A 24879-nucleotide genomic window follows, 5' to 3' on the forward strand; every position below is an offset into this window, starting at 1 on the left:
AAGGGCCCTCGGGGAGACTTATTCCACTTTAGCCTTTTGCACTTCTTCGGATGCCGACCACACGCGATAACGCACTTCGACACCCTTGGGCACGTACACCACGACTGGCAGCTTGCTGTTGTAGCGCAGCATGAAGCCTTCACCGACCACCGGCACGAAGGCCTGGGTCGTCTTGCCATCCGGGCAGGCCATCAGGGTGCTGGCTGGCCCACCGACCTTGTCCAGGCGATAGTAGCTGTAGCCCCAGCCTTCGAGGGTGTGTTCTTCCAGGCTGCCGGCCAGGCGCTGGCGGTTGCAGTCCACTTCCAGCGTCTTGCCGGCCAGGATTTCCAGCTTGTGGGCCGATTCATCGGTTTGCGCCGGCAGGTGGATGACCTGCCGGGTGAAGCCTTTTTCCGCCTCGGGATAGGGCGCGACGTCCTTGAGGCTGGCGGCCATCGCCGGAGCGGCGGCGGCCAGGGTCAGGGCAAAGATCGCGGTCATTGGGGTTGGGCGCATAGGGCCTCCTTGCAGGTAAACGAGTGCAAGACCGCTGCCAGGCCCAGGCCGCCAGTCACTGGGCCAACCAGCCACCATCGACGTTCCAGGCGGCACCGCGAACCTGGCTACCGGCCTCGCTGCACAGGAATAGTACCAGCTCACCGAGGTGCTCGGGGGTGACGAAGGCCAGTGAAGGTTGCTTCTCGGCCAGCAGATCGTGCTGTGCTTGCTGCGGATCGACGCCATTGGCGGCACGATCGTCGATCTGCTTCTGCACCAGCGGGGTCAGCACCCACCCTGGACAGATGGCGTTGCAGGTGACGTTGCTGGTGGCGGTTTCCAGCCCCACCACCTTGGTCAACCCGACCACGCCGTGCTTGGCCGCCACATAGGCCGCTTTGCCGGTGGAACCGACCAGCCCGTGTACCGAGGCGACATTGATGATCCGCCCCCAGTTGCGCGCGCGCATGCCGGGCAGGGCCAGGCGGGTGCCATGGAACACGGCCGAGAGGTTGAGGGCGATGATCTTGTCCCAGCTGTCCAGCGGGAACTGCTCCACCGGCGCTACGTGCTGGATGCCGGCGTTGCTGACCAGGATGTCGACACCGCCGAACTCGCGCTCGGCCATCGCGAACAGCGCTTCGATCTGCGCCACATCGGAGAGGTCCGCCGGGTGGTGGACCACCTTGGCGCCGTGGCTGGCGATCTCTGCCAACGCCGGCGACGGGTCGCCGAAGCCGTTGAGTACAATGTTCGCTCCAGCGCGGGCCAGCACCTGGGCGATGCCCAGGCCGATGCCGCTGGTGGAGCCGGTGACGAGTGCCGTCTTGCCTTTCAAAGTCATGCAGAAACTCCTTAGACGATGCCGGTGGCGTAGAACGTGGCGATGACCACGAATACCGCCAGGGTCTTGATCAGGGTAATACCGAAAATGTCTTTGTAAGCTTCGCGGTGGGTCAGCCCGGTCACCGCCAGCAAAGTGATTACCGCGCCGTTGTGCGGCAGGGTGTCCATGCCGCCACTGGCCATCGCGGCCACCCGGTGCAGCACTTCAAGGGGAATATTGGCGGCATGGGCCGCAGCGATGAAGCTGTCGCTCATGGCCGCCAGGGCGATGCTCATGCCACCCGAGGCGGAGCCAGTGATGCCGGCCAGCAAAGTCACGGTGATCGCTTCGTTGACCAGCGGGTTGGGAATCCCGCGCAGCGCGTCGGCCAGCACCAGAAAGCCTGGCAGCGAAGCGATGACTGCGCCAAAGCCATACTCGGAGGCGGTGTTCATGGCTGCCAGCAGAGCGCCGCCGACTGCACTCTTGGTGCCCTCGGCCAGGCGTTCGCGGATCACCCCGAAGGCACACACCAGCACCATCAGGATGCCCACCAGCAGGGCTGCCTGCACCGCCCAGATTGCCGTGAGCTTGGCCACGTCGCTGTTGACCGGCGCGCTCATGCCCGGCAATTGCAGGGTGTGGCTGGGGCCGTACCACTGCGGGATCCAGTGGGTGAACATCAGGTTCATCACCCCCACCAGCACCAGCGGCGACAGTGCCAGCCAGGGGTTGGGCAGGGCCAGGTCGGCAGCGGTTTCAGGCTCGTTGCGCAGGTTGCTGCCGTAGCCTTCACCCGCACGCTGGGCCTTGTTGCGCTGGCGCTGCAGGTAGAGCATGCCAGTGCAGAACACGAACAATGTGCCGATCAGTCCGAGCCATGGCGCGGCCCAGGCGGTGGTGTTGAAGAAGGTGCTGGGGATGATGTTCTGGATCTGCGGGGTGCCGGGCAGGGCATCCATGGTGAACGAGAACGCGCCCAGGGCGATGGTCGCCGGGATCAGGCGCTTGGGGATGTCGCTCTGGCGGAACATCTCGGCGGCGAACGGATACACCGCGAACACCACCACGAACAGCGATACGCCGCCGTAGGTGAGCAGGGCACAGACCAGCACGATCACCAGCATTGCCTGGCGGGTGCCAAGCAGGCGGATGGCGGCGGCGACGATCGAGCGCGAGAAGCCGGACAGCTCGATGAGCTTGCCGAACACGGCACCGAGCAGGAACACCGGGAAGTACAGCTTGATGAAGCCGACCATCTTCTCCATGAACACCCCGGTGAACGCAGGAGCCACGGCGGCCGGGTCGGTGAGCAGGACGGCGCCGAGGGCGGCGATGGGGGCGAAGAGGATCACGCTGTAACCGCGGTAGGCGGCCAGCATCAGCAGGGCCAGAGCGGCGAGGGCGATGAGCACGGTCATCGGGATGGGTCTCCTGGGTGAGTCTTGTTGTTATGGGTGACCGGGAGATAGCGGGAATCGTGCCAAGTGCGTAACTATATGAAGTTAAAGGATTTTTTGTTTTTTATTAATGGCTGTGTCTCCATTTTGAGATTGCATGGGCTGCTGTGCGGTCCATCGCGGATAAATCCGCTCGTACAAGAGACCGCGTACCCCCTGTAGGAGCGGATTTATCCGCGATCGAGGGCGAAGCCCTCGCGGCAATCCCAAAACAGAAACAAAAGTCTCCAATCAGAGACCAAATGCAACCATTTTCTTGTACAAGGTCGATCGTCCCAACCCCAGCGCCTTGGCAGCTTCGGACACATTCCCCGCATGCTCGGCCAACGCCCCGGCAATCAGCCTGCGCTCGAACTGCTCACACGCCTCACGATAGCCCATCCGCTGTTCCTGACCCACCACCGGGCTCAGCGGCCCCAGCGCCGCCGCCAGGTCGGTGACACCAAGGCGCGCTTGGTCGGCCAGCAACGTCGCCCGTTCCAGCACATTGCGCAGCTCGCGAATATTTCCCGGCCACCCATGTCGCGCCAGCAGTGCCTGGGCGTCCTGTTCCAGCTCGTACTGGCTGCCCAGCTCGGCCAGGATCGCTTCGCACAACGCCGGCAAGTCCTCGACCCGCTCGCGCAGCGGCGGCACGTCGATCGGCAGCACATTCAGCCGGTAGTACAGGTCGGCACGAAATGCCCCGCGAGCCATGGCCGCCTGGAGGTCGATGGAGGTGGCGGCAATGATGCGCACGTCGCTGCGCAGCATCTGGTTAGAGCCGACCGGTTCGTACTCTTTCTCCTGCAGTACGCGCAGCAGCTTGCTCTGTAGAGCCAGCGGCATGTCACCAATTTCGTCGAGGAACAAGGTGCCACCCTCGGCGAGTTGCAGCTTGCCGCTGCGCCCCTTGCGGTCGGCACCGGTGAAGGCGCCAGGCGCGGTGCCGAAGAACTCGGCTTCCAGCAGGGTTTCTGGGATCGCCGCACTGTTGATGCTGACAAAGGCCTTGTGCGCCCGCGCCGAAGCTGCATGGATGGCATGGGCCAGCAACTCTTTGCCAGTGCCGGTTTCGCCCAGCAGCAGCACTGGCGAATCGCTGCCCGCACCGCGCCGTGCGCGGCGCTTGGCTTCGAGGCTGGCTGGGCTGCTGCCGACGAACTGGGCGAAGCTGTACTTGGCCTGGCGTGCGCGCAATTGCGAGCGGGTGCTGGCCAGTTCCTGTTGCATGCTCGCATAGCGCTTGAGCAAGGGCGACAGGCTGCGCAGCTCTTCGAACAGGGCGAAGCCGATGGCGCCGATCAGGGCGCCCTGGGCATCGTGGATCGGCAGGCGCATCACCACCAGCGGCTCGTTGGGGGTATCGAGCATGTCCAGCAGGATCGGCCGGCCATCGCTCACCACTTGGCGCATCAGGCTACCCGGAATGACCGCCTCGCACGGCTGGCCGATCGCGCTGCCGGCATCGGCCAGGCCGAAGCGCCGGGCGTAACGTTCGTTCATCCAGACTATGCGTGCATCACGGTCGACGATCACCGTGCCTTCGCTGGACTGCTCGATGATCTCGAACAGCGAGCGGATCGCCAGTTGCCGTACCTGGGGGTAGTCCTTGAGGCTGTCGCTGTCGTGCATCTTGCTAATTCCTGTACTTGCCTTGCTGGCCTCTTCGCGGGCTTGTCCCGCGAAAGGGCCGGTCCTGAAAACCTATCTTCTGGGGTCGAACGCCTCACGCAAGGCATCGCCGATGAACACCAGCAGCGACAAGATCACCGCCAAGGCAAAGAACGCGGTAAAGCCCAGCCACGGTGCTTCCAGGTGCTGCTTGCCCTGAGTCACCAGCTCACCCAGCGAAGCACTGCCGGCGGGCATGCCGAAGCCTAGGAAATCCAGCGCCGTCAGCGTGGTGATCGCCCCGGTGAGCATGAAGGGTACATAGGTAAACGTCGCGTTCATCGCATTGGGCAGTACATGGCGCAGCATCACCAGAGAATCTGACAGCCCAAGAGCACGTGCTGCCTTCACGTACTCGAGGTTGCGCCCACGCAGGAACTCAGCGCGCACAACATCGACCAGGGCCAGCCATGAAAACAGCGCCATGATGCCCAGCAACCACCAGAAGTCCGGTTCGACAAAGCCACTGAGGATGATCAGCAGGTACAGCACCGGCAGGCCCGACCACACCTCCAGCAAGCGCTGCCCGAACAGGTCCACCCAGCCGCCGTAATAACCTTGCAGCGCGCCCGCGCCGACGCCGATGAGCACACTGATCACCGTCAGGGCAAAGGCGAACAACAGCGAGGTGCGGGTGCCATACAGCACCCGCGCCAGCACGTCGCGGCCCTGGTCGTCGGTCCCTAGCCAGTTGCTCGCGCTCGGCGGGCTGGGGGTGGGCACCAGCAGGTCGTAGTTGGGTGTGTCGGCGCTGAACGGAATGGGTGCGAACAGCATCCAGCCGCCCTGGCCCTCGATCAGCTGGCGCACATAGGCACTGCGGTAGTCCGGCTGGAACGGCAGCTGGCCACCGAACTGCTGCTCGCTGTAGCGCTTGAGTGCCGGCATGTACAAATCGCCTTTGTAGCTCAGCAGCAGCGGCTTGTCGTTGGCCACCAACTCGGCGCACAGGCTCAGCACCAGCATCCCGGCGAACAGCCACAGCGACACCCAGCCCAGGCGGTTGCGGCGAAAACGCTGCAGGCGACGACGCGAAACCGGCGATAGCATCAGTGCGCCCTCGTGTCGAAGTCGATGCGCGGGTCGAGCACGGTGAAGGCCAAGTCGCCGATCAGGCGGAACAGCAGGCCGGCCAGGGTGAAGATGAACAGCGTGCCGAACACCACCGGGTAGTCCCGTGACACCGCTGCTTCGTAACTCATGCGGCCAAGGCCGTCGAGGGAGAAGATCACCTCGATCAGCAACGAGCCGGCGAAGAACACCGTGATCAGCGCCTGGGGCAGGCCGGCCAGTACCAGCAGCATGGCGTTGCGCAACACGTGCCCATACAGCACGCGGCGTTCGCTCAGGCCTTTGGCGCGGGCAGTGACCACGTACTGGCGGGAGATCTCATCGAGAAAGGCGTTCTTGGTCAGCAGGGTGAGGGTGGCAAAGCCACCGATCACCAGGGCGCCGACCGGCAGCACCAGGTGCCAGAAGTAATCGGCGACCTTGCCCAGCAGGCTGAGCTGGTCGAAATCATCCGAGACCAGGCCACGTACCGGGAACCAGTTCAGCGAGGTGCCGCCGGCGAACAGCACGATCAGCAGCAGCGCGAACAGGAACGAGGGCAGGGCATAGCCGACCACGATCAGCGCGCTGCTCCAGGTATCGAAGCGAGTGCCATGGCGTACCGCCTTGCGGATGCCCAGCGGGATCGACACCAGGTAGGTGATCAGCGTGGCCCAGAAGCCCAGCGACAGGGTCACCGGCAGCTTGTCGAGGATCAGGTCGGTGACCTTGGCGCCGCGGAAGAAGCTCTGGCCGAAGTCCAGCCGGGCGTACTGGCCGAGCATCAGCCACAGGCGCTCCGGGGCGGTCTTGTCGAAACCGTATTGGCGCTTGATCTCCTCGATCAGCTTCGGGTCCAGGCCACGGGTGGCCCGGGACTCGCCGTGTACCACCTCGGCCCGGGAGCCGGGCGCACCGCCGCCCAGGCCCTGCAGCCGCGCCACCGCCTGCTCGACCGGGCCGCCGGGGGCGGCCTGGACGATGGCGAAGTTGACCAGCAGGATCGCCAGCAAGGTCGGGATGATCAGCAGCAGGCGCCGCAGGATGTAGCTGGTCATGGCTGGGCCTTCTGCCGTTCGGCCATCTGTGCGTTGGTCAGTGCGGTCGGGCTGATTTCCCACCAGCTGTCCAGGCCTTCGTCATAAGCGGGCTGGACGTTCGGCAGGCCGAAGCGGTTCCACCACACTGTAGAGCTGCCGGGCGGGTAATAGTTGGGGATCCAGTAGTAGTTCCATTGCAGCACCCGGTCCAGGGCATGGGCGTGGTGCAGCATGTCGGCCTGGGTGTCGGCGCGCACCAGGCCGTCGATCAGTTGGTCCACCACCGGGTCCTTGAGCACCATCAGGTTGTTCGAACCCGGGTCGTTGGCGGCGGCCGAGCCGAAGTAGTTGTACAGCTCGGCGCCTGGCGACAGGGTGACGGTATAGCCGGTGACGATCATGTCGTAGTCGCGCGCCATCAGCCGGTTCACGTACTGCGCCGAATCGACGTTGCGGATGTTCAGGGTGATGCCGATCTGCGCCAGGTTGCGCTTCCACGGCAGCAACAGGCGCTCCATGCCGGACTGGCCGTTGAGGAAGGTGAATTCCAGCGGCTCGCCCTGGGCATTGACCAGGCGATCACCGTCGGGGTGCCAGCCGGCCTGTTGCAGCAAGGCCAGCGCCTGCAATTGTTGTGGGCGAATGATCCCCGAGCCGTCGGTGACCGGCGCCGTGAACACCTGGTTGAAGACTTCGTCCGGCACCCGGCCGCGCAGCGGCTCGAGCAGCTTGAGCTCGCCCGCATCCGGCAGTTCGCGGGCTGCCAGCGGGGTATTGGAGAACACGCTTTGCTGGCGGATGTACATATTGCGCATCATCTGCCGGTTGCTCCACTCGAAGTCCCAGAGCATGGCCAGTGCCTGGCGCACACGGCGGTCCTTGAACTGTGGCTTGTCGAGGTTGAACACGAAGCCCTGGGCCGCCTGCGGCTTGGCCGGGCCCAGGTGGGCCCGTTGCAGACGGCCATCGTCCAGCTGTGCGCCGTTGTAGCCCAGGGTGTAGGCGGTGGCGGAAAACTCGCGGTTGTAGTCGTAGCCACCGCCTTTGAGCACCTGGCGTGCCACTTCGGTATCGCCGAAATACTCGATGCGGATGTGCTCGAAATTGTAGCGCCCGCGATTGACCGGCAAGTCCTTGGCCCACCAGCCAGGGTCGCGTTCGAAGGTGATGCTGCGGCCGTTGTCGATGCGCCCGATACGGTACGGGCCGCTGCCGACCGGCTTGTCGAAACCGGCGCCGTTGGCAAAATCGCGGTTGGCCCAGTCATGCTCGGGCATTACCGGCAGGCTGGCCAGGTCCAGGGCCAGGGTGCGGCCGTGGGGCTGCTTGAAGTCGAAGCGCACCTGCAGCGGGCCTTCGACCGTTACGCCGGCGACTTCGGCGAACTGGGTGCGGTACTTGAGGCTGCCTTCGGCCATGAGTTTATTGAAGCTGAAACGCACATCCTCGGCGAGCACCGGCTTGCCATCGGCGAAGCTTGCCTTGGGGTCGATCTCGAAGCGCAGCCAGGCCTCGCCCGGGCCACGTTCCATGCGCCGGGCGATCAGGCCGTAAACGGTATAGGGTTCGTCGAACGAGCGTTGCGCCAGGGGCGCATACAGCCAGCCATCGACCTCGCTGACGCCGATGCCTTTGTCGATGTAGGGCAGGATATGGTCGAACTGGCCGATCTCGATGGCCGAGCGGCGCATCAGGCCACCCTTGGGGGCGTCGGGGTTGGCGTAGTCGAAGTGGCGGAAGGTTTCGCTGTAGCGGGGGGCTTCGCCGTAGACGGTCAAGGCATGGGTGGGCGCGGCTTGGGCCATCCAGCCCATGCACAAAAGCACGACGCCAAGAATGACCTGTGGGAGCGGGTTTACCCGCGAAGAGGCCAAGCCAGACAACCCAATTGTCTGCTCGGGCCTCTTCGCGGGTGAACCCGCTCCCACAAGGGACACGATGATCAGTCGATCAGTCCTGACGGCTGGTCACTTCCAGCAGGTGGTAGCCGAACTGGGTCTTCACTGGGCCCTGTACGGTGTTGACCGGTGCGCTGAACACCACGGTGTCGAATTCCTTGACCATCTGGCCTGGGCCGAACGAGCCCAAGTCACCGCCTTGACGGCTGGACGGGCAGGTGGAGTTGGCCTTGGCGATTTCAGCGAAGTCGGCACCGGCTTCGATCTGGGCTTTCAGTTCGTTGCACTTGTCTTCAGTGGCGACGAGGATGTGACGTGCGGTGGCGCGTGCCATGGGTACTGCTCCTTGGGGGGTGAAAACGGCAAGCCTAGCGCACTTGATCGGGTCATGTCTCGCCAGGCTTGCTGTAGGCACTTCACATACGCGCTGCAGCCTCGCGCAGCAGAGTTTCGGTCGCGCTCCAGCCCAGGCAGCCGTCGGTGATCGACACGCCGTATTTCAGCGCGCCCTTGCCCAGGGCCTGGCAGCCATCGAACAGGTGCCCTTCGAGCATCACGCCGACCAGCGAGCGGTCACCGGCAAGGCGCTGGGCCAGCACGTCCTCGAACACGGCGGGCTGGCGGGCAGGGTCCTTGCCGCTGTTGGCATGGCTGCAGTCGACGACGATGCGTGCCTGCAAACCGGCTTTGGCCAGGCCTTGGCGGGCCTGGGCGATGCTGGCGGCATCGTAGTTCGGGCCCTTGTGGCCGCCGCGCAGCACCAGGTGGGTGTCCGGGTTGCCCAGGGTTTCGATGATCGCCGGGTAGCCCTGTGCATCCATGCCGAAGTGGCGGTGCGGGGCCGCCGCGCTGCGCATGGCGTCACAGGCGATGCCGACGCCGCCGTCGGTGCCGTTCTTGAAGCCGACCGGCAGCTCTAGGCCGCTGACCATTTCCCGGTGAATCTGCGATTCGGTAGTGCGTGCGCCAATCGCCGCCCAGCCCAGCAGGTCATCGAAATAGCCGGCGGCCATCGGTTGCAGCAGTTCGGTGGCGATCGGCAGGCCGCGTTCGATCATGCTCAGCATCAAGCCGCGAGACAGGGCGATGCCGGCGTGCATGTCGTCACTGCCATCGAGGTGCGGGTCGTAGGCCAGGCCTTTCCAGCCCACCGTGGTGCGAGGTTTTTCCACGTAGGCGCGCATCACCAGCAGCAGCTTGTCATCGACTTCGCGGCTCAGCGCCGCCAGGCGGTCGGCGTACTCCACGGCCGAGCGGGGGTCGTGGATCGAGCATGGGCCGACGATCACCAGCAGGCGCTCGTCGCGGCCTTCGAGAATGGCGCGGATGGCCTGGCGGTGGCTGTGGACTTGCTGGGCGAGTTCGCTGGACAGCGGCATCTGCTGCTTGAGCAGGTGCGGGCTGGGCAGGCGCTGGCTGACGGTGGTGTTGGCAGCGTGCGGTTGGGTCAGGGGCAGAGCGAGGTTCGAGGCTTGCATGGCGTATGTTCCCTGGGCGGACGGCGGGTTCTGGCCCGCGCGGTCGGCCCTATCGAGGTGTTCGACTATTCGTTGATTGATGGTCTGCAGCATTGCCACCGGTGATGGACCGATCGGAGGCGGCAGGCTGGCCCGAACGGGATTGGCTAAATCGCCAGGCATAGGTGCTTGCGTAGTAATAAGTGGCGTAGTTCATGAATCTGTCCTCAGTTCGAATCGGTAAAAGTGCAATGACCTGAAAAGCAAAACCCCCGGTCGGGGAGCCGACCGGGGGTTTGAGTATGCTCATGTTCGGCGGCCCCTCGAAGGTGGGCGCCGGGTGGGTATCGGCGCCTAGTGGCTAAACCAATACCCAAAGTAATAGCTGGCAGCAGCCTGGCAGCCGGCAACGGCCAGCACTGGGCGCAGAGTGCGACCGGTGTGGTTGGCGTGGTTGCGGGTGTGTTTCGGCATGTTGCTCTCCAGTGAATGAGCCCGAGCTTACTTCAGGCGATGCGCACTGTTCAATGGATAAATGCTATCGCGCCGATAATTGCACAAAACGGATAGCACTCTGCACACGATGGATATTGCCGCTCCAGGGCAAACCCTAACCTGACCCGGTCTGAACAATAACAATGGAGACCCTGGCCATGTCCCTGGGATTCGACTACCTCAATGCCATGCTTGAGGACGACCGTGAAACCGGCGTCTATCGCTGCAAACGCGAGATGTTCACCGACCCGCGCCTGTTCGACCTGGAGATGAAGCACATCTTCGAGGGCAACTGGATCTACCTGGCCCATGAAAGCCAGATCCCCGAGAAAAACGACTTCCTCACCCTGACCATGGGGCGCCAGCCGGTCTTCATCGCGCGCAACAAGGACGGTGAGCTCAATGCCTTCCTCAACGCCTGCAGCCATCGCGGCGCCATGCTCTGCCGGCACAAGCGCGGCAATCGCTCCAGCTACACCTGCCCGTTCCATGGCTGGACCTTCAACAACAGCGGCAAGCTGCTCAAGGTCAAAGACCCGAGCAACGCCGGCTACCCCGACAGCTTCAACTGCGACGGCTCCCATGACCTGACCAAGGTCGCACGCTTCGAGTCGTACCGTGGCTTCCTGTTCGGCAGCCTGAATGCCGACGTCAAGCCGCTGGTCGAGCACCTTGGCGAGTCCGCCAAGATCATCGACATGATCGTCGACCAGTCCCCGGAAGGCCTGGAAGTGCTGCGCGGTGCCAGCTCGTACATCTACGAGGGCAACTGGAAGCTCACCGCCGAGAACGGTGCCGACGGCTACCACGTCAGCTCGGTGCACTGGAACTACGCCGCCACCCAGAACCAGCGCAAGCAGCGCGAAGCGGGTGACGAGATCAAGACCATGAGCGCCGGCGCCTGGGCCAAGCAGGGCGGTGGCTTCTATTCCTTCGACCATGGCCACCTGCTGCTGTGGACCCGCTGGGCCAACCCCGAAGACCGCCCGGCCTTCGAGCGCCGCGACCAGCTGGCCGCCGACTTCGGCCAGGCCCGCGCCGACTGGATGATCGAGAACTCGCGCAACCTGTGCCTGTACCCGAACGTCTACCTGATGGACCAGTTCAGTTCGCAGATCCGCATCGCCCGGCCGATTTCGGTGAACAAGACCGAAATCACCATCTACTGCATCGCACCAAAGGGCGAGAGCGCCGATGCCCGTGCCAAGCGCATCCGCCAGTACGAAGACTTCTTCAACGTCAGCGGCATGGCCACCCCGGACGACCTGGAAGAGTTCCGCTCCTGCCAGACCGGCTACGGCGGCGGCACCGGCTGGAACGACATGTCCCGTGGTGCGCAGCACTGGGTCGAAGGGGCTGATGAGGCCGCCAGGGAAATCGAACTCAAGCCGCTGCTGTCGGGCGTGCGTACCGAGGACGAAGGGCTGTTCGTGCTGCAGCACAAGTACTGGCAGGACACCATGATCAAAGCCCTCGAGCAGGAAACCCAGCTGATCCCCGTGGAGGCTGTGCAATGAGCCTGCATGACACCGTGCGCGACTTCCTCTACCGCGAAGCGCGCTACCTGGACGATGCCCAGTGGGACCAGTGGCTGGAGCTGTACGCCAGCGACGCAACCTTCTGGATGCCGTCCTGGGACGATGACGACACCCTGACCGAAGACCCTCAGAGCGAGATCTCGCTGATCTGGTACGGCAACCGTGGTGGCCTTGAAGACCGCGTGTTCCGCATCAAGACCGAGCGCTCCAGTGCGACCGTGCCGGACACCCGCACCTCGCACAACATCAGCAACATCGAGATCGTCGAGCAGGGCGAGGGCAGCTGCCAGGTGCGCTTCAACTGGCACACCCTGAGCTTCCGCTACAAGACCACCGACAGCTACTTCGGCACCAGTTTCTACACCCTCGACCTGCGCGGCGGGCAGCCGCTGATCAAGGCCAAGAAGGTGGTGCTGAAGAACGACTACGTGCGTCAGGTCATCGACATCTACCACATCTGATCCGAGGTAACGCGAGCCGCCCGGTGTGCCCTTTGGCGCGCTGCGGCCAGGTTCGCCCGCGAGGTGCAACATGAGCTTCCAGATCGCGCTTAATTTCGAAGACGGGGTGACCCGCTTCATCGAGGCCAGCGGCCATGAAACCGTGGCCGACGCCGCCTACCGCCAGGGCATCAACATCCCGCTGGACTGCCGCGACGGCGCCTGCGGTACCTGCAAGTGCAAGGCCGAGTCCGGGCGTTACGACCTGGGCGACAACTTCATCGAAGACGCCCTGAGTGAAGACGAAATCGCTGAAGGCTACGTGCTGACCTGCCAGATGCGCGCCGAAAGCGACTGTGTAGTGCGCATCCCGGCGTCGTCGCAGCTGTGCAAGACCGAACAGGCCAGCTTCGAGGCCGCCATCAGCGATGTGCGCCAACTGTCGGCCAGCACCATTGCCTTGTCGATCAAAGGCGACGCACTGAGCCGCCTGGCATTCCTGCCGGGGCAGTACGTCAACCTCAAGGTGCCGGGCAGCGACCAGAGCCGCGCTTATTCCTTCAGCTCCCTGCAGAAGGACGGCGAGGTCAGCTTCCTGATCCGCAACGTGCCGGGCGGCCTGATGAGCAACTTCCTCACCAGCCTGGCCAAAGCCGGGGACAGCATGAGCCTGGCTGGCCCGCTGGGCAGCTTCTACCTGCGGCCGATCCAGCGCCCGCTGTTGCTGCTGGCCGGTGGTACGGGCCTGGCACCGTTCACGGCGATGCTGGAGAAGATTGCCGAGCAGGGCAGCGAACACCCGCTGCACCTGATCTATGGGGTGACCAACGATTTCGACCTGGTCGAGCTGGACCGCCTGCAGGCGCTGGCCGCACGAATTCCCAACTTCACCTACAGCGCGTGCGTGGCCAACCCCGACAGCCAGTACCCGCAGAAGGGCTACGTGACCCAGCACATCGCGCCGCAGCACCTCAATGACGGCGACGTCGATGTGTACCTGTGCGGGCCGCCACCGATGGTCGAGGCGGTTAGCCAGTACATCCGCGAGCAGGGCATCACGCCGGCGAACTTCTACTACGAGAAGTTCGCGGCGGCTGCGGCCTGAGGTTCCTTTGGGGCCGCCATCATCGTGCGGGTGAAGGCGGCCTCCTTTTATTTGACTGCCGGATTTTAAGGAGACCGACATGAACAACCGATTCCACAATAAGGTCGCCCTGGTCACCGGCGCCGCCCAGGGCATTGGCCGTGGCGTTTGCTGGCGGCTCAAGGCCGAAGGCGCGCAGGTGGTGGCCGTGGACCGCTCCGAGCTGGTCCACGAACTGGCCGGGGAGGGTATGCTGACCCTCACCGCCGACCTCGAACTGCACACCGATTGCGCGCGGGTCATGGCCACGGCGGTGGAAACCTTCGGCCGCCTCGACATCCTGGTCAACAACGTCGGCGGCACCATCTGGGCCAAGCCCTTCGAGCATTACCAGGTCGACCAGATCGAGGCCGAAGTACGCCGCTCGCTGTTCCCGACCCTGTGGTGCTGCCACGCGGCGCTGCCGTACATGCTCGAACGCGGCAGCGGCGCCATCGTCAACGTCTCGTCGATCGCCACCCGTGGGGTCAACCGCGTGCCGTACGGCGCGGCCAAGGGCGGCGTCAACGCACTCACCGCGTGCCTGGCCTTCGAAACCGCCGGCCGCGGCATCCGTGTCAACGCCACTGCGCCTGGCGGTACCGAGGCGCCCCCGCGCCGGGTGCCGCGCAACAACAGCGAGCAGAGCGAGCAGGACAAGGCCTGGTACCAGCAGATCGTCGACCAGACCCTCGACAGCAGCCTGATGCACCGCTACGGCAGCATCGACGAGCAGGTCGGCGCGATCCTTTTCCTGGCCTCTGACGAGGCTTCCTACATCACCGGCGTGACCCTGCCGGTGGGGGCGGTGACCTCGGCTGAACCCTCCCCATGCAAAGCCCCCCGGCAAAGCGTTCCTCCAAAACAACAACAAGAGAGACAGATGCCATGCGAACCCTGGACGTACACCCGATCATCGATAACGCTCCCTTTACACCGTTCCACTGGATGATCATGGCCCTGTGCGGCCTGCTGCTGATCTTCGACGGCTACGACCTGTTCATCTACGGCGTGGTCCTGCCGGTGATCATGAAGGAGTGGGGCCTGAGCCCGTTGCAGGCCGGTGCGTTGGGCAGCTACGCGCTGTTCGGCATGATGTTCGGCGCCCTGGCGTTCGGCAGCCTGGCCGACCGCATCGGGCGCAAGAAAGGGATCGCCATCTGTTTTGCCTTGTTTTCGGGGGCGACCATCCTCAACGGCTTTGCCAGCAGCCCCAGCGAGTTCGGCATCTATCGCTTCATCGCCGGCCTCGGCTGCGGCGGGCTGATGCCCAATGCCGTGGCGCTGATGAACGAATACGCGCCCAAGCGCGTGCGCAGCACCCTGGTGGCGATCATGTTCAGCGGCTATTCGCTGGGAGGCATGCTCTCGGCGGGTGTCGGCATCTTCATGCTGCCGCGCTTTGGCTGGGAGTCGATGTTCTTCGCCGCCGCAGTGCCGCTGCTGCTGTTGCCGGTGATCCTCTATTACCTGCCGGAGTCCATCGGTTTCCTGGTGCGCCAGGGGCGTACCGATGACGCCGGCAAGCTGCTCAAACGCCTGGACCCGAAATGCGACCTGCAACCCGAGGACGCGTTGTTTGTGGGAGCGGGCTTGCCCCGCGAAAGGGCCGGCAAGTTCACCGCCGTCCTCGAACTGTTCCGCAACGGCCTGGCCATCCGCACCCTGGCCCTGTGGCTGGCGTTCTTCTGCTGCCTGCTGATGGTCTACGCGCTGAGCTCGTGGCTGCCCAAGCTGATGGCCAATGCCGGCTATAGCCTGGGGTCGAGCCTGTCGTTCCTGCTGGCCCTGAACTTCGGTGGCATGGCCGGGGCGATTTTCGGCGGCTGGCTGGGCGACCGCTACAACCTGGTCAAGGTCAAGGTGGCCTTTTTCATCGCGGCGGCGCTGTCGATCAGCCTGCTTGGCGTGAACAGCCCAATGCCGGTGCTGTACCTGCTGATCTTCATCGCCGGCGCCACCACCATCGGCACGCAGATCCTGCTGTATGCCGGTGCAGCCCAGCTCTACGGCCTGTCGGTGCGCTCCACCGGCCTTGGCTGGGCGTCGGGCATCGGCCGCAACGGCGCCATCGTCGGCCCGCTGCTCGGCGGTGCGCTGATGGGCATCAACCTGCCGCTGCAACTCAATTTCATCGCCTTCGCCATCCCTGGCGCGATTGCCGCGCTGGCCATGGCCGTGCACCTGGCCAGCGGCCGGCGCCAGGCCCATCTGGCGACGGCCTGATTACTCACTGACTGAACTGGAGCTTTTGCATGACAAGCCCGACCATCGAGCGCATCGACGCGATCATCGTCGACCTGCCGACCATCCGCCCGCACAAGCTGGCGATGCACACCATGCAGCAGCAGACCCTGGTGGTGCTGCGCCTGCGCTGCAGCGACGGCGTCGAAGGCATCGGCGAGGCCACCACCATTGGCGGCCTGGCCTACGGCTACGAGAGCCCAGAAGGCATCAAGGCCAACATCGACGCGCACCTGGCGCCGGCGCTGATCGGCTTGCCCGCAGACAACATCAACGCCGCCATGCTCAAGCTCGACAAGCTGGCCAAGGGCAACACCTTCGCCAAGTCCGGCATCGAAAGCGCCTTGCTCGACGCCCTGGGCAAGCGCCTCGGCCTGGCGGTCAGCGAACTGCTCGGCGGCCGTGTGCGCGACAGCCTGGAAGTGGCCTGGACCCTGGCCAGCGGCGACACTGCCCGCGACATCGCCGAAGCCGAGCACATGCTTCAGATCCGCCGGCACCGGGTGTTCAAGCTGAAGATCGGCGCCAACCCGCTGGAGCAGGACTTGCAGCACGTGGTGGCGATCAAGCGCGAACTGGGTGAGCGCGCCAGCGTGCGGGTCGACGTCAACCAGTACTGGGACGAATCGCAAGCCATCCGTGCCTGCCGGGTGCTCGGCGACAACGGCATCGACCTGATCGAACAGCCGATCGCACGCATCAACCGCGGCGGCCAGGTGCGCCTGAACCAGCGCAGCCCGGCGCCGATCATGGCCGACGAATCCATCGAGAGCGTCGAGGACGCCTTCAGCCTGGCCGCCGATGGCGCGGCCAGCATCTTCGCCCTGAAGATCGCCAAGAACGGCGGCCCGCGTGCCGTGCTGCGCACCGCGCAGATCGCCGAAGCGGCCGGCATCGCCCTGTACGGCGGGACCATGCTCGAAGGCTCGATCGGCACCCTGGCCTCGGCCCATGCCTTCCTCACCCTGCGCCAGCTGACCTGGGGTACCGAGCTGTTCGGGCCGCTGTTGCTGACCGAAGAGATCGTCAACGAGCCACCGCAGTACCACGACTTCCAGCTGCACGTGCCGCGCACGCCAGGCCTGGGCCTGGCCCTGGACGAGCAACGCCTGGCGCGCTTCGCCCGCCGCTGAGCCACGGACTGAGGCAACACACAAACCCCCTGTGGGAGCGGGCTTGTCCCGCGAAGCAGACGACGCGGTGGATGGCACGGGCTTCGCCCGTGTTCGCGGGGCAAGCCCGCTCCTACAGGGACTGCACAAGCTTTTAGAGCTCATGTAAGACAGGAGAAGACAACATGCTGTTCCACGTGAAGATGACCGTGAAACTGCCGGTCGACATGGACCCGGCCAAGGCCGCGCAACTGAAGGCCGACGAGAAGGAACTGGCCCAGCGCCTGCAGCGCGAGGGCACCTGGCGCCACCTGTGGCGCATTGCCGGGCACTACGCCAACTACAGCGTGTTCGACGTGCCCAGCGTCGAGGCGCTGCACGACACGCTGATGCAGCTGCCGCTGTTCCCGTACATGGACATCGAGGTCGACGGCCTGTGCCGCCACCCGTCGTCGATCCACAGTGACGACCGCTGATTCAACCCTTTGCACAAGAACAAGATGAGGTATCCATCATGACCGTGAAGATTTCCCAGGCTGCCGATATCCAGGCGTTCTTCGAGGAAGCCGCCGGCTTTGGCAATGACCAAGGCAGCCCGCGCCTGAAGCGCATCATCCAGCGCGTGCTGCAGGACACCGCACGCCTGATCGAAGACCTGGAAATCACCGAGGACGAGTTCTGGCATGCCGTCGACTACCTCAACCGCCTTGGCGGGCGCGGTGAGGCCGGGCTGCTGGTGGCGGGCCTGGGCATCGAGCACTTCCTCGACCTGTTGCAGGACGCCAAGGATGCCGAAGTCGGCTTGAGCGGCGGCACCCCGCGCACCATCGAAGGCCCGCTGTACGTGGCCGGCGCGCCGCTGGCCCGGGGTGAAGTGCGCATGGACGACGGCAGCGAGGAGGGCGTGGCGACCGTCATGCTGCTCGAGGGCCAGGTGCTCGACCCGCAAGGCCAGCCGCTGGCCGGGGCCATCGTCGACCTGTGGCATGCCAATACCCGTGGCACCTACTCGTTCTTCGACCAGAGCCAGTCCGAGTACAACCTGCGCCGACGCATCGTCACCGATGCCGAGGGCCGTTATCGCGCCCGCTCCATCGTGCCGTCCGGCTATGGCTGCGACCCGCAGGGGCCGACCCAGGAATGCCTGGACCTGCTCGGCCGCCACGGCCAGCGTCCGGCACATGTGCACTTCTTCATCTCGGCACCGGGGCACCGCCACCTGACCACCCAGATCAACCTGGCCGGGGACAAGTACCTGTGGGATGACTTTGCCTACGCCACCCGTGACGGACTGGTGGGCGAGGTGGTGTTCCATGAAGGGGCAACGGGCCGCCATGCCGAGTTGAAGTTCGACTTCCAGTTGCAGAAGGCGTACGGGACCGAGGATGAACAGTGCAGCGGGCGGCCGCGGGCGTTGCAGGAGGCCTGATACACCGCGCTGGCTTCTTCGCGGGACAAGCCCGCTCCCACAGGTGTCGCGTCAGTATCAGAACCTGTGCTGATCCTGTGGGAGCGGGCTCGTCCCGCGAAGAAGGCCACACAGAACAAGAGCCAGCCACCAAGGCCGGCCGAAGCCTTGCGAGACGTCTCATGAAAACCCTGATCAAGGACTGCTCCCTGTCAGCCCTGGTCGCCGGCTGCATCGCGACCCTGATTTCCTACGCTGGCCCGCTGGTGATCATCTTCCATGCCGCCGAAGCCGCCGGCCTGTCCCACGGCATGCTGTCGTCCTGGGTCTGGGCCGTGTCCATGGGCAGCGCCGTGCTCGGTGCGGTGCTCAGCCTGCATTACCGGGTACCGGTGGTGATTGCCTGGTCGATCCCGGGTTCGGCGCTGCTGGTCACCGCCTTGCCCCAACTTGGCCTGGAGCAGGCCGTAGGTGCGTACCTGGTCGCCAAACTGGTCTTACTGCTGATCGGCATCAGCGGGGCCTTCGACCGCATCATCGCGCACCTGCCTGGCTCCATCGCGGCGGGCATGCAGGTCGGCATCCTGTTCAGCTTCGGCACCGAGGTGTTCCGAGCATTGCCGGTGCAGCCGCTGCTAGTGTTGGCGATGTTCGCGACCTATGTGCTGATGCGCAGGCTGCAACCGCGCTATGCCGTGGCTGCCGTGCTGATGGTCGGCGCCATGGTGACCGTGGCCAGCGGTGCCTTTCGCAGCGAGGCGCTGGTGCTGGAACTGGCCTCGCCGCAATGGATCATCCCGCAGTTCAGCCTGGCGGCCACCTTCAGCCTGGCACTGCCCATGGTGCTGGTCGCACTGACCGGGCAGTTCATGCCGGGCATGGCGGTGTTGCGCAACGCAGGCTACGCCACGCCGGCCAGCCCGCTGATCAGTGCCAGCGCACTGGCTGGTGCGCTGCTTGCGCCGTTCGGTTGCCATGGCCTGAACCTCGCTGCCGTCACCGCCAGCCTGTGCACCGGGCACGAAGCCCACGAAAATCCGCGCCGGCGCTATATCGCGGCGCTCGCCGGCAGTGCGCTGTACCTGCTGCTGGGGATTGCCGGGGCGACGCTGATGTCGGTGTTCGCCGCGTTCCCTGCCGCGCTGATCGCCGCGTTGGCCGGGCTTGCCCTGTACGGCGCCATCAGCGAGGCCCTGGCGCGCAGTCTGGCCGTACCCAGCGAACGCGATGCCGGGTTGTTCACCTTTCTGGTCACCGCTTCGGGAGTGTCCTTCCTTGGCCTGTCGGCCGCGTTCTGGGGGCTGCTGTTCGGCCTGCTGGCCCATGCGCTGCTGCGCCTGCGCCGCCCGCAACCCCGCGAGGTGCTGCGCCGCACACCCTGAAAACCCGTGTTCCCCGCGCTTTATCCATAACAACAAGATCAAGAGAGCTTCGGAATGAACCACACCCCTTGCGTCGCCATCGGGCTGACTTTGCTCAGCCCCTCCTTACTCGCCGCCGAAGGCGGCTTCTTCGAGGATGCCAAGGCCAGCCTCAGCGCCCGCAATTACTACTTCAGCCGTGACTTTTCCGACATCGTCGGGGCCAATCAGCAGTCCAAGGCCGAGGAGTGGGCCCAGGGTTTCATCCTCGACTTCAAGTCCGGCTACACGCCGGGCCCGGTCGGTTTTGGCGTCGACGCCCTGGGCCTGCTCGGCATCAAGCTCGACAGCAGCCCGGACCGGGTCAACACCGGCCTGCTGCCAGTGCACGGCGATGGTCGCGCAGCCGACGAGTACAGCCGCATCGCGCCGACCTTCAAGGCCCGGCTGTCGAAGACCGAGCTGCGCGTGGGCGAATTGCAGCCCAACCTGCCAGTGCTGACGTTCAGTGATATCCGCCTGCTGCCGCCGACCTACCAGGGCACCAGCATCAGCTCGGCAGAAATCGACGGGCTGACCGTGCAGGCCGGGCACCTGACCAGCACCCACCTGCGCAACGAGGGCGGCGACGGCAAGATGAACGCCATGCTCGGCCATGTGCCCCAGCGCCAGGCCGAGAGCGATGCGTTCAACTATGTGGGCGGTGACTATGCATTCAACGCCAACCAGAGCAGTGTCAGCCTCTGGTACGGGCAGCTTGAAGACATCTACCACCAGGGCTTCCTGGGCCTGAAGCACAGCAAGCCGGTGGGGGATTGGGTGCTGAGCGCCAACCTTGGTTATTTCACCGCCCACGAGGATGGCGATGCGTTGCTGGGCAAGATCGACAACCAGGCGTTCTTCTCGATGTTCACCGCGCGGCATGGCGGCCACAGCTTCGGCGCCGGTTACCAGGGCATCTATGGCGACAGCCCGTTCCCACGGGTGTTCGCCAACATCTCGCCGTTGGGCAACGAAGTGCCGACCTACGAGTTCGCCTATACCGACGAGCGTTCGTACCAGGTGCGTTATGACTACAACTTTGCGGCGATGGGCGTGCCAGGGCTGACGGCGACGGTTCGCTATATCACCGGTAACAACGTCGACACGGGCCAGGGGTACGAAGGCAAGGACCGCGAGCGTGACCTGGATATTGGATATGCCGTGCAGAGCGGCGTACTCAAGGGGTTGGGCATCAGGGTTCGCAATGCCATGGCACGGTCCAACTACCGCAGTGACATCGACGAGAACCGGCTGACGCTGGTGTACACCTGGCAGCTGTTCTGAGGCATCGTCAGCCATTTGTTGTCACACAGCAGCGATTGCGCCACCTGGGTGTGGAGGGTTAGGTTTCCCCATTGCCACTGAGGAAGCCTGACCTTGGATTCCATCACTCAAGCCGTGCTTGGCGCAGCGCTGCAAGGCACGGTTCTCGGCCGCATCCAGGGCCGCCGTTCACTCATCTATGGCGCTGCGCTGGGCACCGTGCCGGACCTCGACGTGGTCATCCGCTACGCCGACCCGGTGTCGCAGATGACCTACCACCGCGGCTTCTCCCATTCGCTCTTCGTCCTCACCGGCCTGGCCTTGCTGCTGGCCTGGCTAGTCAACTGGCTCGCCCGAAAGCGCTGGCCCGACAAGGGTTACACCTTTTCCCGGCTGTTCCTGGCGTTCTGGCTGGTGCTGGTGACCCACCCGATCCTCGATGCGTTCACGGTCTACGGCACCCAGCTGTTCTGGCCGCTGCCATTCACCCCGCTGAGCTGGGCGGCGGTGTTCATCATCGATCCGGTCTATACCGTGCCGCTGTTGGCGGCAGTGATCTACGCGGCATTCAAGGGCCTGCAGGGCATGGCGATACGGTGGCTGGGCCTGGCACTGCTGTTCAGCACGGCCTACCTGGGCTTCGGCCTGGCGGGGCGCATGGCCGCTGAACAGCGCTTGCAGACCGCGCTCGATGCACAGGGCATTGTCGTGAGCGAAGTACGCGCAGTGCCGATGGCCTTCAACAGCCTGGTCTGGCGGGTGCTGGCGAAGACCCCGGATGGTTATTACTACGAAGGCATCAGCAGCGCATTCGACCGCGAACCACCGGAAATGCAGCGCCTGCCGCTGAACCTGGAGGCGGCAGAGGTGCTGAGCGGTTCTGCGTTGCTCCAGCGCTTGCGCTGGTTCACCGACGGCTGGCTGCGCTATGACGAGGTCGGTGACGCGTTGGTGGTCACTGACCTGCGCATGGGCATCCCGGGCAACTATACCTTCCGCTTCAACATGGCCCACCGCGACAGCCAGGGCCACTGGATCGTCGACCGGCCAAGCTTGTGGCAGGGCGGCGGCGTGATGTTCAACCGTGACGATCTGGCGCTGATCTGGCGGCGCATCCTCGACCAGCAACCGCCGTTGCCACTGGCAGCCTGGACCAGCAGGTACCTGGGGCAGGCCAGCGAGCCTGGGCACTAAGGCGTGCGCTCGGCGGGGCTGGACCTGGTCAAGTGGGTGGCGATCGTGACCATGATCGCCGACCATGTGCGATTCATCTGGCCTGAAGCGCAAGGCTTGTTCATCGTTGGCCGGTTTGCATTTCCCCTGTTCTGCCTGGCCATGGCGGTCAACGTGGCGCGTGCTGGCAATATCAACCTGCGCTACCTCGGCTGGTTGCTGGCGTTCGCCGTATTGTCCGAAGCGCCCTATCGCTGGCTGGACCCAGACTCGCAGACCTTCAGCATCATTCCCACGCTGACCCTGGGGCTGCTGGTTGCATGGGGTGTGCATCATCAGCAGGTTTGCGTTCGGCTGGGCGGGCTTGCTGCCGTTCTGCTCGCCGCACTCTACAGCGAGCGTGTGATGTACGGCCTGCCCGGTGTGTTGCTACCTGCCGGCTGGCTGCTGGCGCGTCGGCAGGGCGGGCTGGCCTGGCTGCTGCCCGGCCTGCTGGCCGTGGCGGGCAACCTGACCAACAGCTGGCTGCGCGGGCATCTCGGGGCCCCGGTGACATTGATCACCATGGCCGCTGCGGTGCTGGCGATTCCCATCGGCTGCCTGCTGCTGCGGGCCGAGCATTGGCCGGTGCCAGCGGTGCGGCGCTGGGGCTATCTGTTCTACCCTGTGCATCTGTTGCTCATCAAAGTCCTTGTGTTAGCCCTTGCAATGGCGCAAATCGCACCCATTTAAGCGGGTCTTTCGTATCCGCAGGAGCCCGCCATGGAACCCAACCGCTTCGGCGATATCGCCGCCTTCGTGAGCGCCGTGAAGGCTGGCAGCTTCACCGCAGCGGCAGCCAGCCTTGGCCTGACCCGCTCGGCGGTGGGCAAGAGCATCGCCCGGCTGGAAGCGCGCATGGCCGTGCGCCTGCTGAACCGCACCACACGCAAGCTGAGCCTGACCGACGAGGGCCAGGTGGCCTTCGAGCGCTGGCGGCAGATTCTCGATGATCTGGACGAGGTCGAGAGCACCATGGCCCTGCGCCGGGGCAAGCCTACCGGCACTTTGCGCCTGACCGCGCCGTTGTCGTTTGGCCAGCGTCATGTGCTGCCGGTCCTGGATGCCTATCTCAAGCAGTGGCCGGAGTTGCGTGCCGACATTCGCTTCACCGACCGTTTTGTCGACCTGGTGGAAGAGGGCGTCGACGTCGCCGTGCGCATTGGTGCGCCCAAGGAAGACTCGCAGTTGTTGACCCGCACGGTGGCCTGGCAGCAGTTCGTCACCTGTGCCTCGCCCGAGTACCTGCATCAGCACGGCGTGCCGCAGGTGCCGGCGGACCTCTACGGGCATGACAAGATCGCCTTCCTCAGTGGCGAGAAGTCGATGCCGTGGCGCTTTCACACCGACGAAGGGCTGCACCTGTGCGAAGAGCCCGGGCGGTTGAACATCGACAGTTCCGAGGCGATGCTCGATGGTGCCCGTGCCGGTTTCGGCCTGATTCACCTGCCGACCTACATCACTGGCGATGATTTGCGGGCCGGAACGCTGGTGGAGGTGCTGCACGACTATCGCCCACCGGCTGACCCAATTCGTGTGGTTTATCCGAGCAAGCGGCACCTGTCGCCACGGGTACGCGGGTTCATCGACCTGCTGGTAGCGACCTGGGAGCAGGGCGTGCCCTGGGAAGACTGATTGGGGACTGCCAGGCCCCTATGTGGGGCCTGAGGTCGGGTTTATCCCTGGCGCCGCAGCGCAGAAACTGGCGTCACTGATAATCCCTCTGGAGACCCCATGACTGTCCTGTCCGTACTGGATCTGGTCATGATCGGCGAAGGCAAGACCTTCGCCGACGCGATCGAAGAATCCCGCCAGCTGGCTCGCCACGTCGAGCAGCATGACTATCGCCGCTACTGGATCGCCGAGCACCACGACATGCCCGGCATCGGTTCGGCTGCCACCTCGCTGGTGATCAACGAGATCGCCAATGCCACGCAGCATATCCGCGTTGGCGCCGGCGGCATCATGCTGCCCAACCATGCACCCTTGGTGGTCGCCGAGCAGTTCAGCACCCTCGACACGTTGCATCCGGGCCGCATCGACCTGGGCTTGGGGCGTGCGCCCGGTACTTCGGGGCCCACCGTTCGCGCCTTGCGCGGTGCTGCGCCGGAGCGCGACTTCAGCCAGGACATCGCCGAACTGCGCGACTACTTGGCCGACAACGGCAAGCGCCAGGTCCGCGGTGTACCGGGTGCACACGATGTGCCGGTGTGGATCCTCGGCTCCAGCCTGTTCGGTGCCGACCTGGCAGCGAAGCTGGGGCTGCCGTATGCCTTTGCCTCGCATTTCGCACCGCGTTACCTGTTGCAGGCGATTGCCCATTACCGGGCCAACTTCCAGCCTTCTGCACAATTGGCCAAGCCGTATGTGATGGTGGGCGTGAACCTGTTCGCCGCCGACAGCGATGCCGAGGCCGATTACCAGGCCAGCTCGCACCGCAAGTGGATGCTGGACCTGCATGTCGGGCGCTTCGGCTTGCTGCCCAAGCCGCAGGAAGGGTATGTGCAGAACTTGCCGGGGCACGAGCGGGCGGTGCTGGAGCAGGTGATGGCCTGCAGCATTGCCGGAGGGCCGGAGCGGGTGCGGGAAGGGCTGCGTTCGCTGATCGAGCAGACCGGTGCGGATGAGTTAATGATCGATTGCCGGATCCATGATCCGTTGGCCAGATTGCGCTCGCATGCTTATGCGGCGCGGGCGTTGGCCGAGTTGCGTTAACCTATTCTGATCTCTTCGCGGGCAAGCCCACGAAGGGGCCAGAGCAGGCAACAAAAAGGGAG

At 64.7% G+C, this 24879-nt stretch carries 22 protein-coding genes and 1 pseudogene; 14 read left to right on the plus strand and 9 right to left on the minus strand.

What is annotated here, in order from left to right; genetic code table 11:
* Nucleotides 1–18 precede the first annotated feature (18 nt).
* From eco to C2H86_RS25340, 9 genes are all read right to left on the minus strand, one after another.
* Nucleotides 19–498: a serine protease inhibitor ecotin gene (gene eco, locus C2H86_RS25300; protein ID WP_159410394.1), complete on the minus strand. Its 480-nt coding sequence runs from the start codon at nucleotides 496–498 to the stop codon at nucleotides 19–21.
* Nucleotides 499–553: 55 nt separating this feature from the next.
* A complete protein-coding gene (gene hbdH, locus C2H86_RS25305; RefSeq protein ID WP_159410395.1) occupies nucleotides 554–1324 on the minus strand; it encodes a 3-hydroxybutyrate dehydrogenase in 771 nt (256 codons plus the stop codon).
* Between the two features lie 11 nt (nucleotides 1325–1335).
* On the minus strand, nucleotides 1336–2727 hold the full coding sequence (locus C2H86_RS25310; RefSeq protein WP_159410396.1) for a GntP family permease: 1392 nt from the start codon (nucleotides 2725–2727) through the stop codon (nucleotides 1336–1338).
* 270 nt (nucleotides 2728–2997) lie between these two features.
* Nucleotides 2998–4380: a sigma-54 interaction domain-containing protein gene (locus C2H86_RS25315; RefSeq protein ID WP_159410397.1), complete on the minus strand. Its 1383-nt coding sequence runs from the start codon at nucleotides 4378–4380 to the stop codon at nucleotides 2998–3000.
* Between the two features lie 72 nt (nucleotides 4381–4452).
* A complete protein-coding gene (locus tag C2H86_RS25320) occupies nucleotides 4453–5469 on the minus strand; it encodes an ABC transporter permease (RefSeq protein ID WP_159410398.1) in 1017 nt (338 codons plus the stop codon).
* Nucleotides 5469–6527 (minus strand): microcin C ABC transporter permease YejB, encoded by a 1059-nt coding sequence (locus C2H86_RS25325; RefSeq protein WP_159410399.1) that lies wholly within the window; start codon nucleotides 6525–6527, stop codon nucleotides 5469–5471. Before C2H86_RS25325 ends, C2H86_RS25320 begins: the two co-directional genes overlap by 1 nt.
* Nucleotides 6524–8452: an extracellular solute-binding protein gene (locus tag C2H86_RS25330; RefSeq protein ID WP_159412994.1), complete on the minus strand. Its 1929-nt coding sequence runs from the start codon at nucleotides 8450–8452 to the stop codon at nucleotides 6524–6526. Before C2H86_RS25330 ends, C2H86_RS25325 begins: the two co-directional genes overlap by 4 nt.
* Nucleotides 8453–8459: 7 nt before the next feature.
* Nucleotides 8460–8741, minus strand: a complete 282-nt coding sequence (locus C2H86_RS25335) for a peptidylprolyl isomerase (protein WP_054884552.1) — start codon at nucleotides 8739–8741, stop codon at nucleotides 8460–8462.
* Nucleotides 8742–8823: 82 nt separating this feature from the next.
* A complete protein-coding gene (locus C2H86_RS25340) occupies nucleotides 8824–9885 on the minus strand; it encodes a 3-deoxy-7-phosphoheptulonate synthase (RefSeq protein WP_159410400.1) in 1062 nt (353 codons plus the stop codon).
* Nucleotides 9886–10517: 632 nt separating this feature from the next.
* Here C2H86_RS25340 and benA point away from each other — a divergent pair.
* The 14 genes and pseudogenes from benA to C2H86_RS25410 all read left to right on the plus strand — a co-directional run bounded on the left by benA (nucleotide 10518) and on the right by C2H86_RS25410 (nucleotide 24817).
* Nucleotides 10518–11876 (plus strand): benzoate 1,2-dioxygenase large subunit, encoded by a 1359-nt coding sequence (gene benA / locus C2H86_RS25345; protein WP_159410401.1) that lies wholly within the window; start codon nucleotides 10518–10520, stop codon nucleotides 11874–11876.
* Nucleotides 11873–12358 (plus strand): benzoate 1,2-dioxygenase small subunit, encoded by a 486-nt coding sequence (benB, locus tag C2H86_RS25350; protein WP_159410402.1) that lies wholly within the window; start codon nucleotides 11873–11875, stop codon nucleotides 12356–12358. The genes benA and benB overlap by 4 nt, the downstream gene beginning before the upstream one ends.
* Before the next feature lie 70 nt (nucleotides 12359–12428).
* On the plus strand, nucleotides 12429–13442 hold the full coding sequence (gene benC / locus C2H86_RS25355) for a benzoate 1,2-dioxygenase electron transfer component BenC (RefSeq protein ID WP_159410403.1): 1014 nt from the start codon (nucleotides 12429–12431) through the stop codon (nucleotides 13440–13442).
* Between the two features lie 79 nt (nucleotides 13443–13521).
* A pseudogene (locus C2H86_RS25360) lies at nucleotides 13522–14282 on the plus strand (1,6-dihydroxycyclohexa-2,4-diene-1-carboxylate dehydrogenase).
* Between the two features lie 66 nt (nucleotides 14283–14348).
* Nucleotides 14349–15686 (plus strand): MFS transporter, encoded by a 1338-nt coding sequence (locus C2H86_RS25365; protein WP_159410405.1) that lies wholly within the window; start codon nucleotides 14349–14351, stop codon nucleotides 15684–15686.
* A gap of 29 nt (nucleotides 15687–15715) precedes the next feature.
* Nucleotides 15716–16837 carry a muconate cycloisomerase family protein gene (locus C2H86_RS25370; protein ID WP_159410406.1) on the plus strand — a complete coding sequence of 374 codons (1122 nt, stop codon included), beginning with the start codon at nucleotides 15716–15718 and terminating at the stop codon, nucleotides 16835–16837.
* Nucleotides 16838–17001: 164 nt separating this feature from the next.
* Nucleotides 17002–17292, plus strand: a complete 291-nt coding sequence (gene catC, locus C2H86_RS25375) for a muconolactone Delta-isomerase (protein WP_003256111.1) — start codon at nucleotides 17002–17004, stop codon at nucleotides 17290–17292.
* A gap of 38 nt (nucleotides 17293–17330) precedes the next feature.
* Nucleotides 17331–18245 carry a catechol 1,2-dioxygenase gene (catA, locus tag C2H86_RS25380; protein WP_159410407.1) on the plus strand — a complete coding sequence of 305 codons (915 nt, stop codon included), beginning with the start codon at nucleotides 17331–17333 and terminating at the stop codon, nucleotides 18243–18245.
* Between the two features lie 161 nt (nucleotides 18246–18406).
* Nucleotides 18407–19606 (plus strand): benzoate/H(+) symporter BenE family transporter, encoded by a 1200-nt coding sequence (locus C2H86_RS25385; RefSeq protein ID WP_159410408.1) that lies wholly within the window; start codon nucleotides 18407–18409, stop codon nucleotides 19604–19606.
* Nucleotides 19607–19660: 54 nt separating this feature from the next.
* Nucleotides 19661–20911 (plus strand): OprD family porin, encoded by a 1251-nt coding sequence (locus C2H86_RS25390; protein WP_159410409.1) that lies wholly within the window; start codon nucleotides 19661–19663, stop codon nucleotides 20909–20911.
* A 93-nt stretch (nucleotides 20912–21004) separates the two neighbouring features.
* Nucleotides 21005–22084: a metal-dependent hydrolase gene (locus C2H86_RS25395; RefSeq protein ID WP_159410410.1), complete on the plus strand. Its 1080-nt coding sequence runs from the start codon at nucleotides 21005–21007 to the stop codon at nucleotides 22082–22084.
* 3 nt (nucleotides 22085–22087) lie between these two features.
* A complete protein-coding gene (locus C2H86_RS25400; protein WP_159410411.1) occupies nucleotides 22088–22795 on the plus strand; it encodes a TraX family protein in 708 nt (235 codons plus the stop codon).
* Between the two features lie 30 nt (nucleotides 22796–22825).
* Entirely contained in the window at nucleotides 22826–23737 is a 912-nt protein-coding gene (locus C2H86_RS25405; RefSeq protein ID WP_159410412.1) for a LysR family transcriptional regulator, read from the plus strand.
* 99 nt (nucleotides 23738–23836) lie between these two features.
* Nucleotides 23837–24817, plus strand: a complete 981-nt coding sequence (locus C2H86_RS25410) for an LLM class flavin-dependent oxidoreductase (RefSeq protein ID WP_159410413.1) — start codon at nucleotides 23837–23839, stop codon at nucleotides 24815–24817.
* Nucleotides 24818–24879 lie beyond the last annotated feature (62 nt).

The organism is Pseudomonas putida (genome assembly GCF_009883635.2).
Lineage (GTDB): Bacteria > Pseudomonadota > Gammaproteobacteria > Pseudomonadales > Pseudomonadaceae > Aquipseudomonas > Aquipseudomonas putida_W.

Bases quoted from the DNA above. Each gene is read 5' to 3' on its own strand.
- eco (WP_159410394.1), bottom strand. From the start codon at position 498: ATGCGCCCAACCCCAATGACCGCGATCTTTGCCCTGACCCTGGCCGCC.
- C2H86_RS25365 (WP_159410405.1), top strand. From the start codon at position 14,349: ATGCGAACCCTGGACGTACACCCGATCATCGATAACGCTCCCTTTACA.
- benC (WP_159410403.1), top strand. From the start codon at position 12,429: ATGAGCTTCCAGATCGCGCTTAATTTCGAAGACGGGGTGACCCGCTTC.
- C2H86_RS25390 (WP_159410409.1), top strand. From the start codon at position 19,661: ATGAACCACACCCCTTGCGTCGCCATCGGGCTGACTTTGCTCAGCCCC.
- catC (WP_003256111.1), top strand. From the start codon at position 17,002: ATGCTGTTCCACGTGAAGATGACCGTGAAACTGCCGGTCGACATGGAC.
- C2H86_RS25325 (WP_159410399.1), bottom strand. From the start codon at position 6,527: ATGACCAGCTACATCCTGCGGCGCCTGCTGCTGATCATCCCGACCTTG.
- benA (WP_159410401.1), top strand. From the start codon at position 10,518: ATGTCCCTGGGATTCGACTACCTCAATGCCATGCTTGAGGACGACCGT.
- C2H86_RS25370 (WP_159410406.1), top strand. From the start codon at position 15,716: ATGACAAGCCCGACCATCGAGCGCATCGACGCGATCATCGTCGACCTG.
- hbdH (WP_159410395.1), bottom strand. From the start codon at position 1,324: ATGACTTTGAAAGGCAAGACGGCACTCGTCACCGGCTCCACCAGCGGC.
- C2H86_RS25320 (WP_159410398.1), bottom strand. From the start codon at position 5,469: ATGCTATCGCCGGTTTCGCGTCGTCGCCTGCAGCGTTTTCGCCGCAAC.
- C2H86_RS25335 (WP_054884552.1), bottom strand. From the start codon at position 8,741: ATGGCACGCGCCACCGCACGTCACATCCTCGTCGCCACTGAAGACAAG.
- C2H86_RS25310 (WP_159410396.1), bottom strand. From the start codon at position 2,727: ATGACCGTGCTCATCGCCCTCGCCGCTCTGGCCCTGCTGATGCTGGCC.
- C2H86_RS25385 (WP_159410408.1), top strand. From the start codon at position 18,407: ATGAAAACCCTGATCAAGGACTGCTCCCTGTCAGCCCTGGTCGCCGGC.
- C2H86_RS25405 (WP_159410412.1), top strand. From the start codon at position 22,826: ATGGAACCCAACCGCTTCGGCGATATCGCCGCCTTCGTGAGCGCCGTG.
- catA (WP_159410407.1), top strand. From the start codon at position 17,331: ATGACCGTGAAGATTTCCCAGGCTGCCGATATCCAGGCGTTCTTCGAG.
- C2H86_RS25315 (WP_159410397.1), bottom strand. From the start codon at position 4,380: ATGCACGACAGCGACAGCCTCAAGGACTACCCCCAGGTACGGCAACTG.
- C2H86_RS25340 (WP_159410400.1), bottom strand. From the start codon at position 9,885: ATGCAAGCCTCGAACCTCGCTCTGCCCCTGACCCAACCGCACGCTGCC.
- C2H86_RS25410 (WP_159410413.1), top strand. From the start codon at position 23,837: ATGACTGTCCTGTCCGTACTGGATCTGGTCATGATCGGCGAAGGCAAG.
- benB (WP_159410402.1), top strand. From the start codon at position 11,873: ATGAGCCTGCATGACACCGTGCGCGACTTCCTCTACCGCGAAGCGCGC.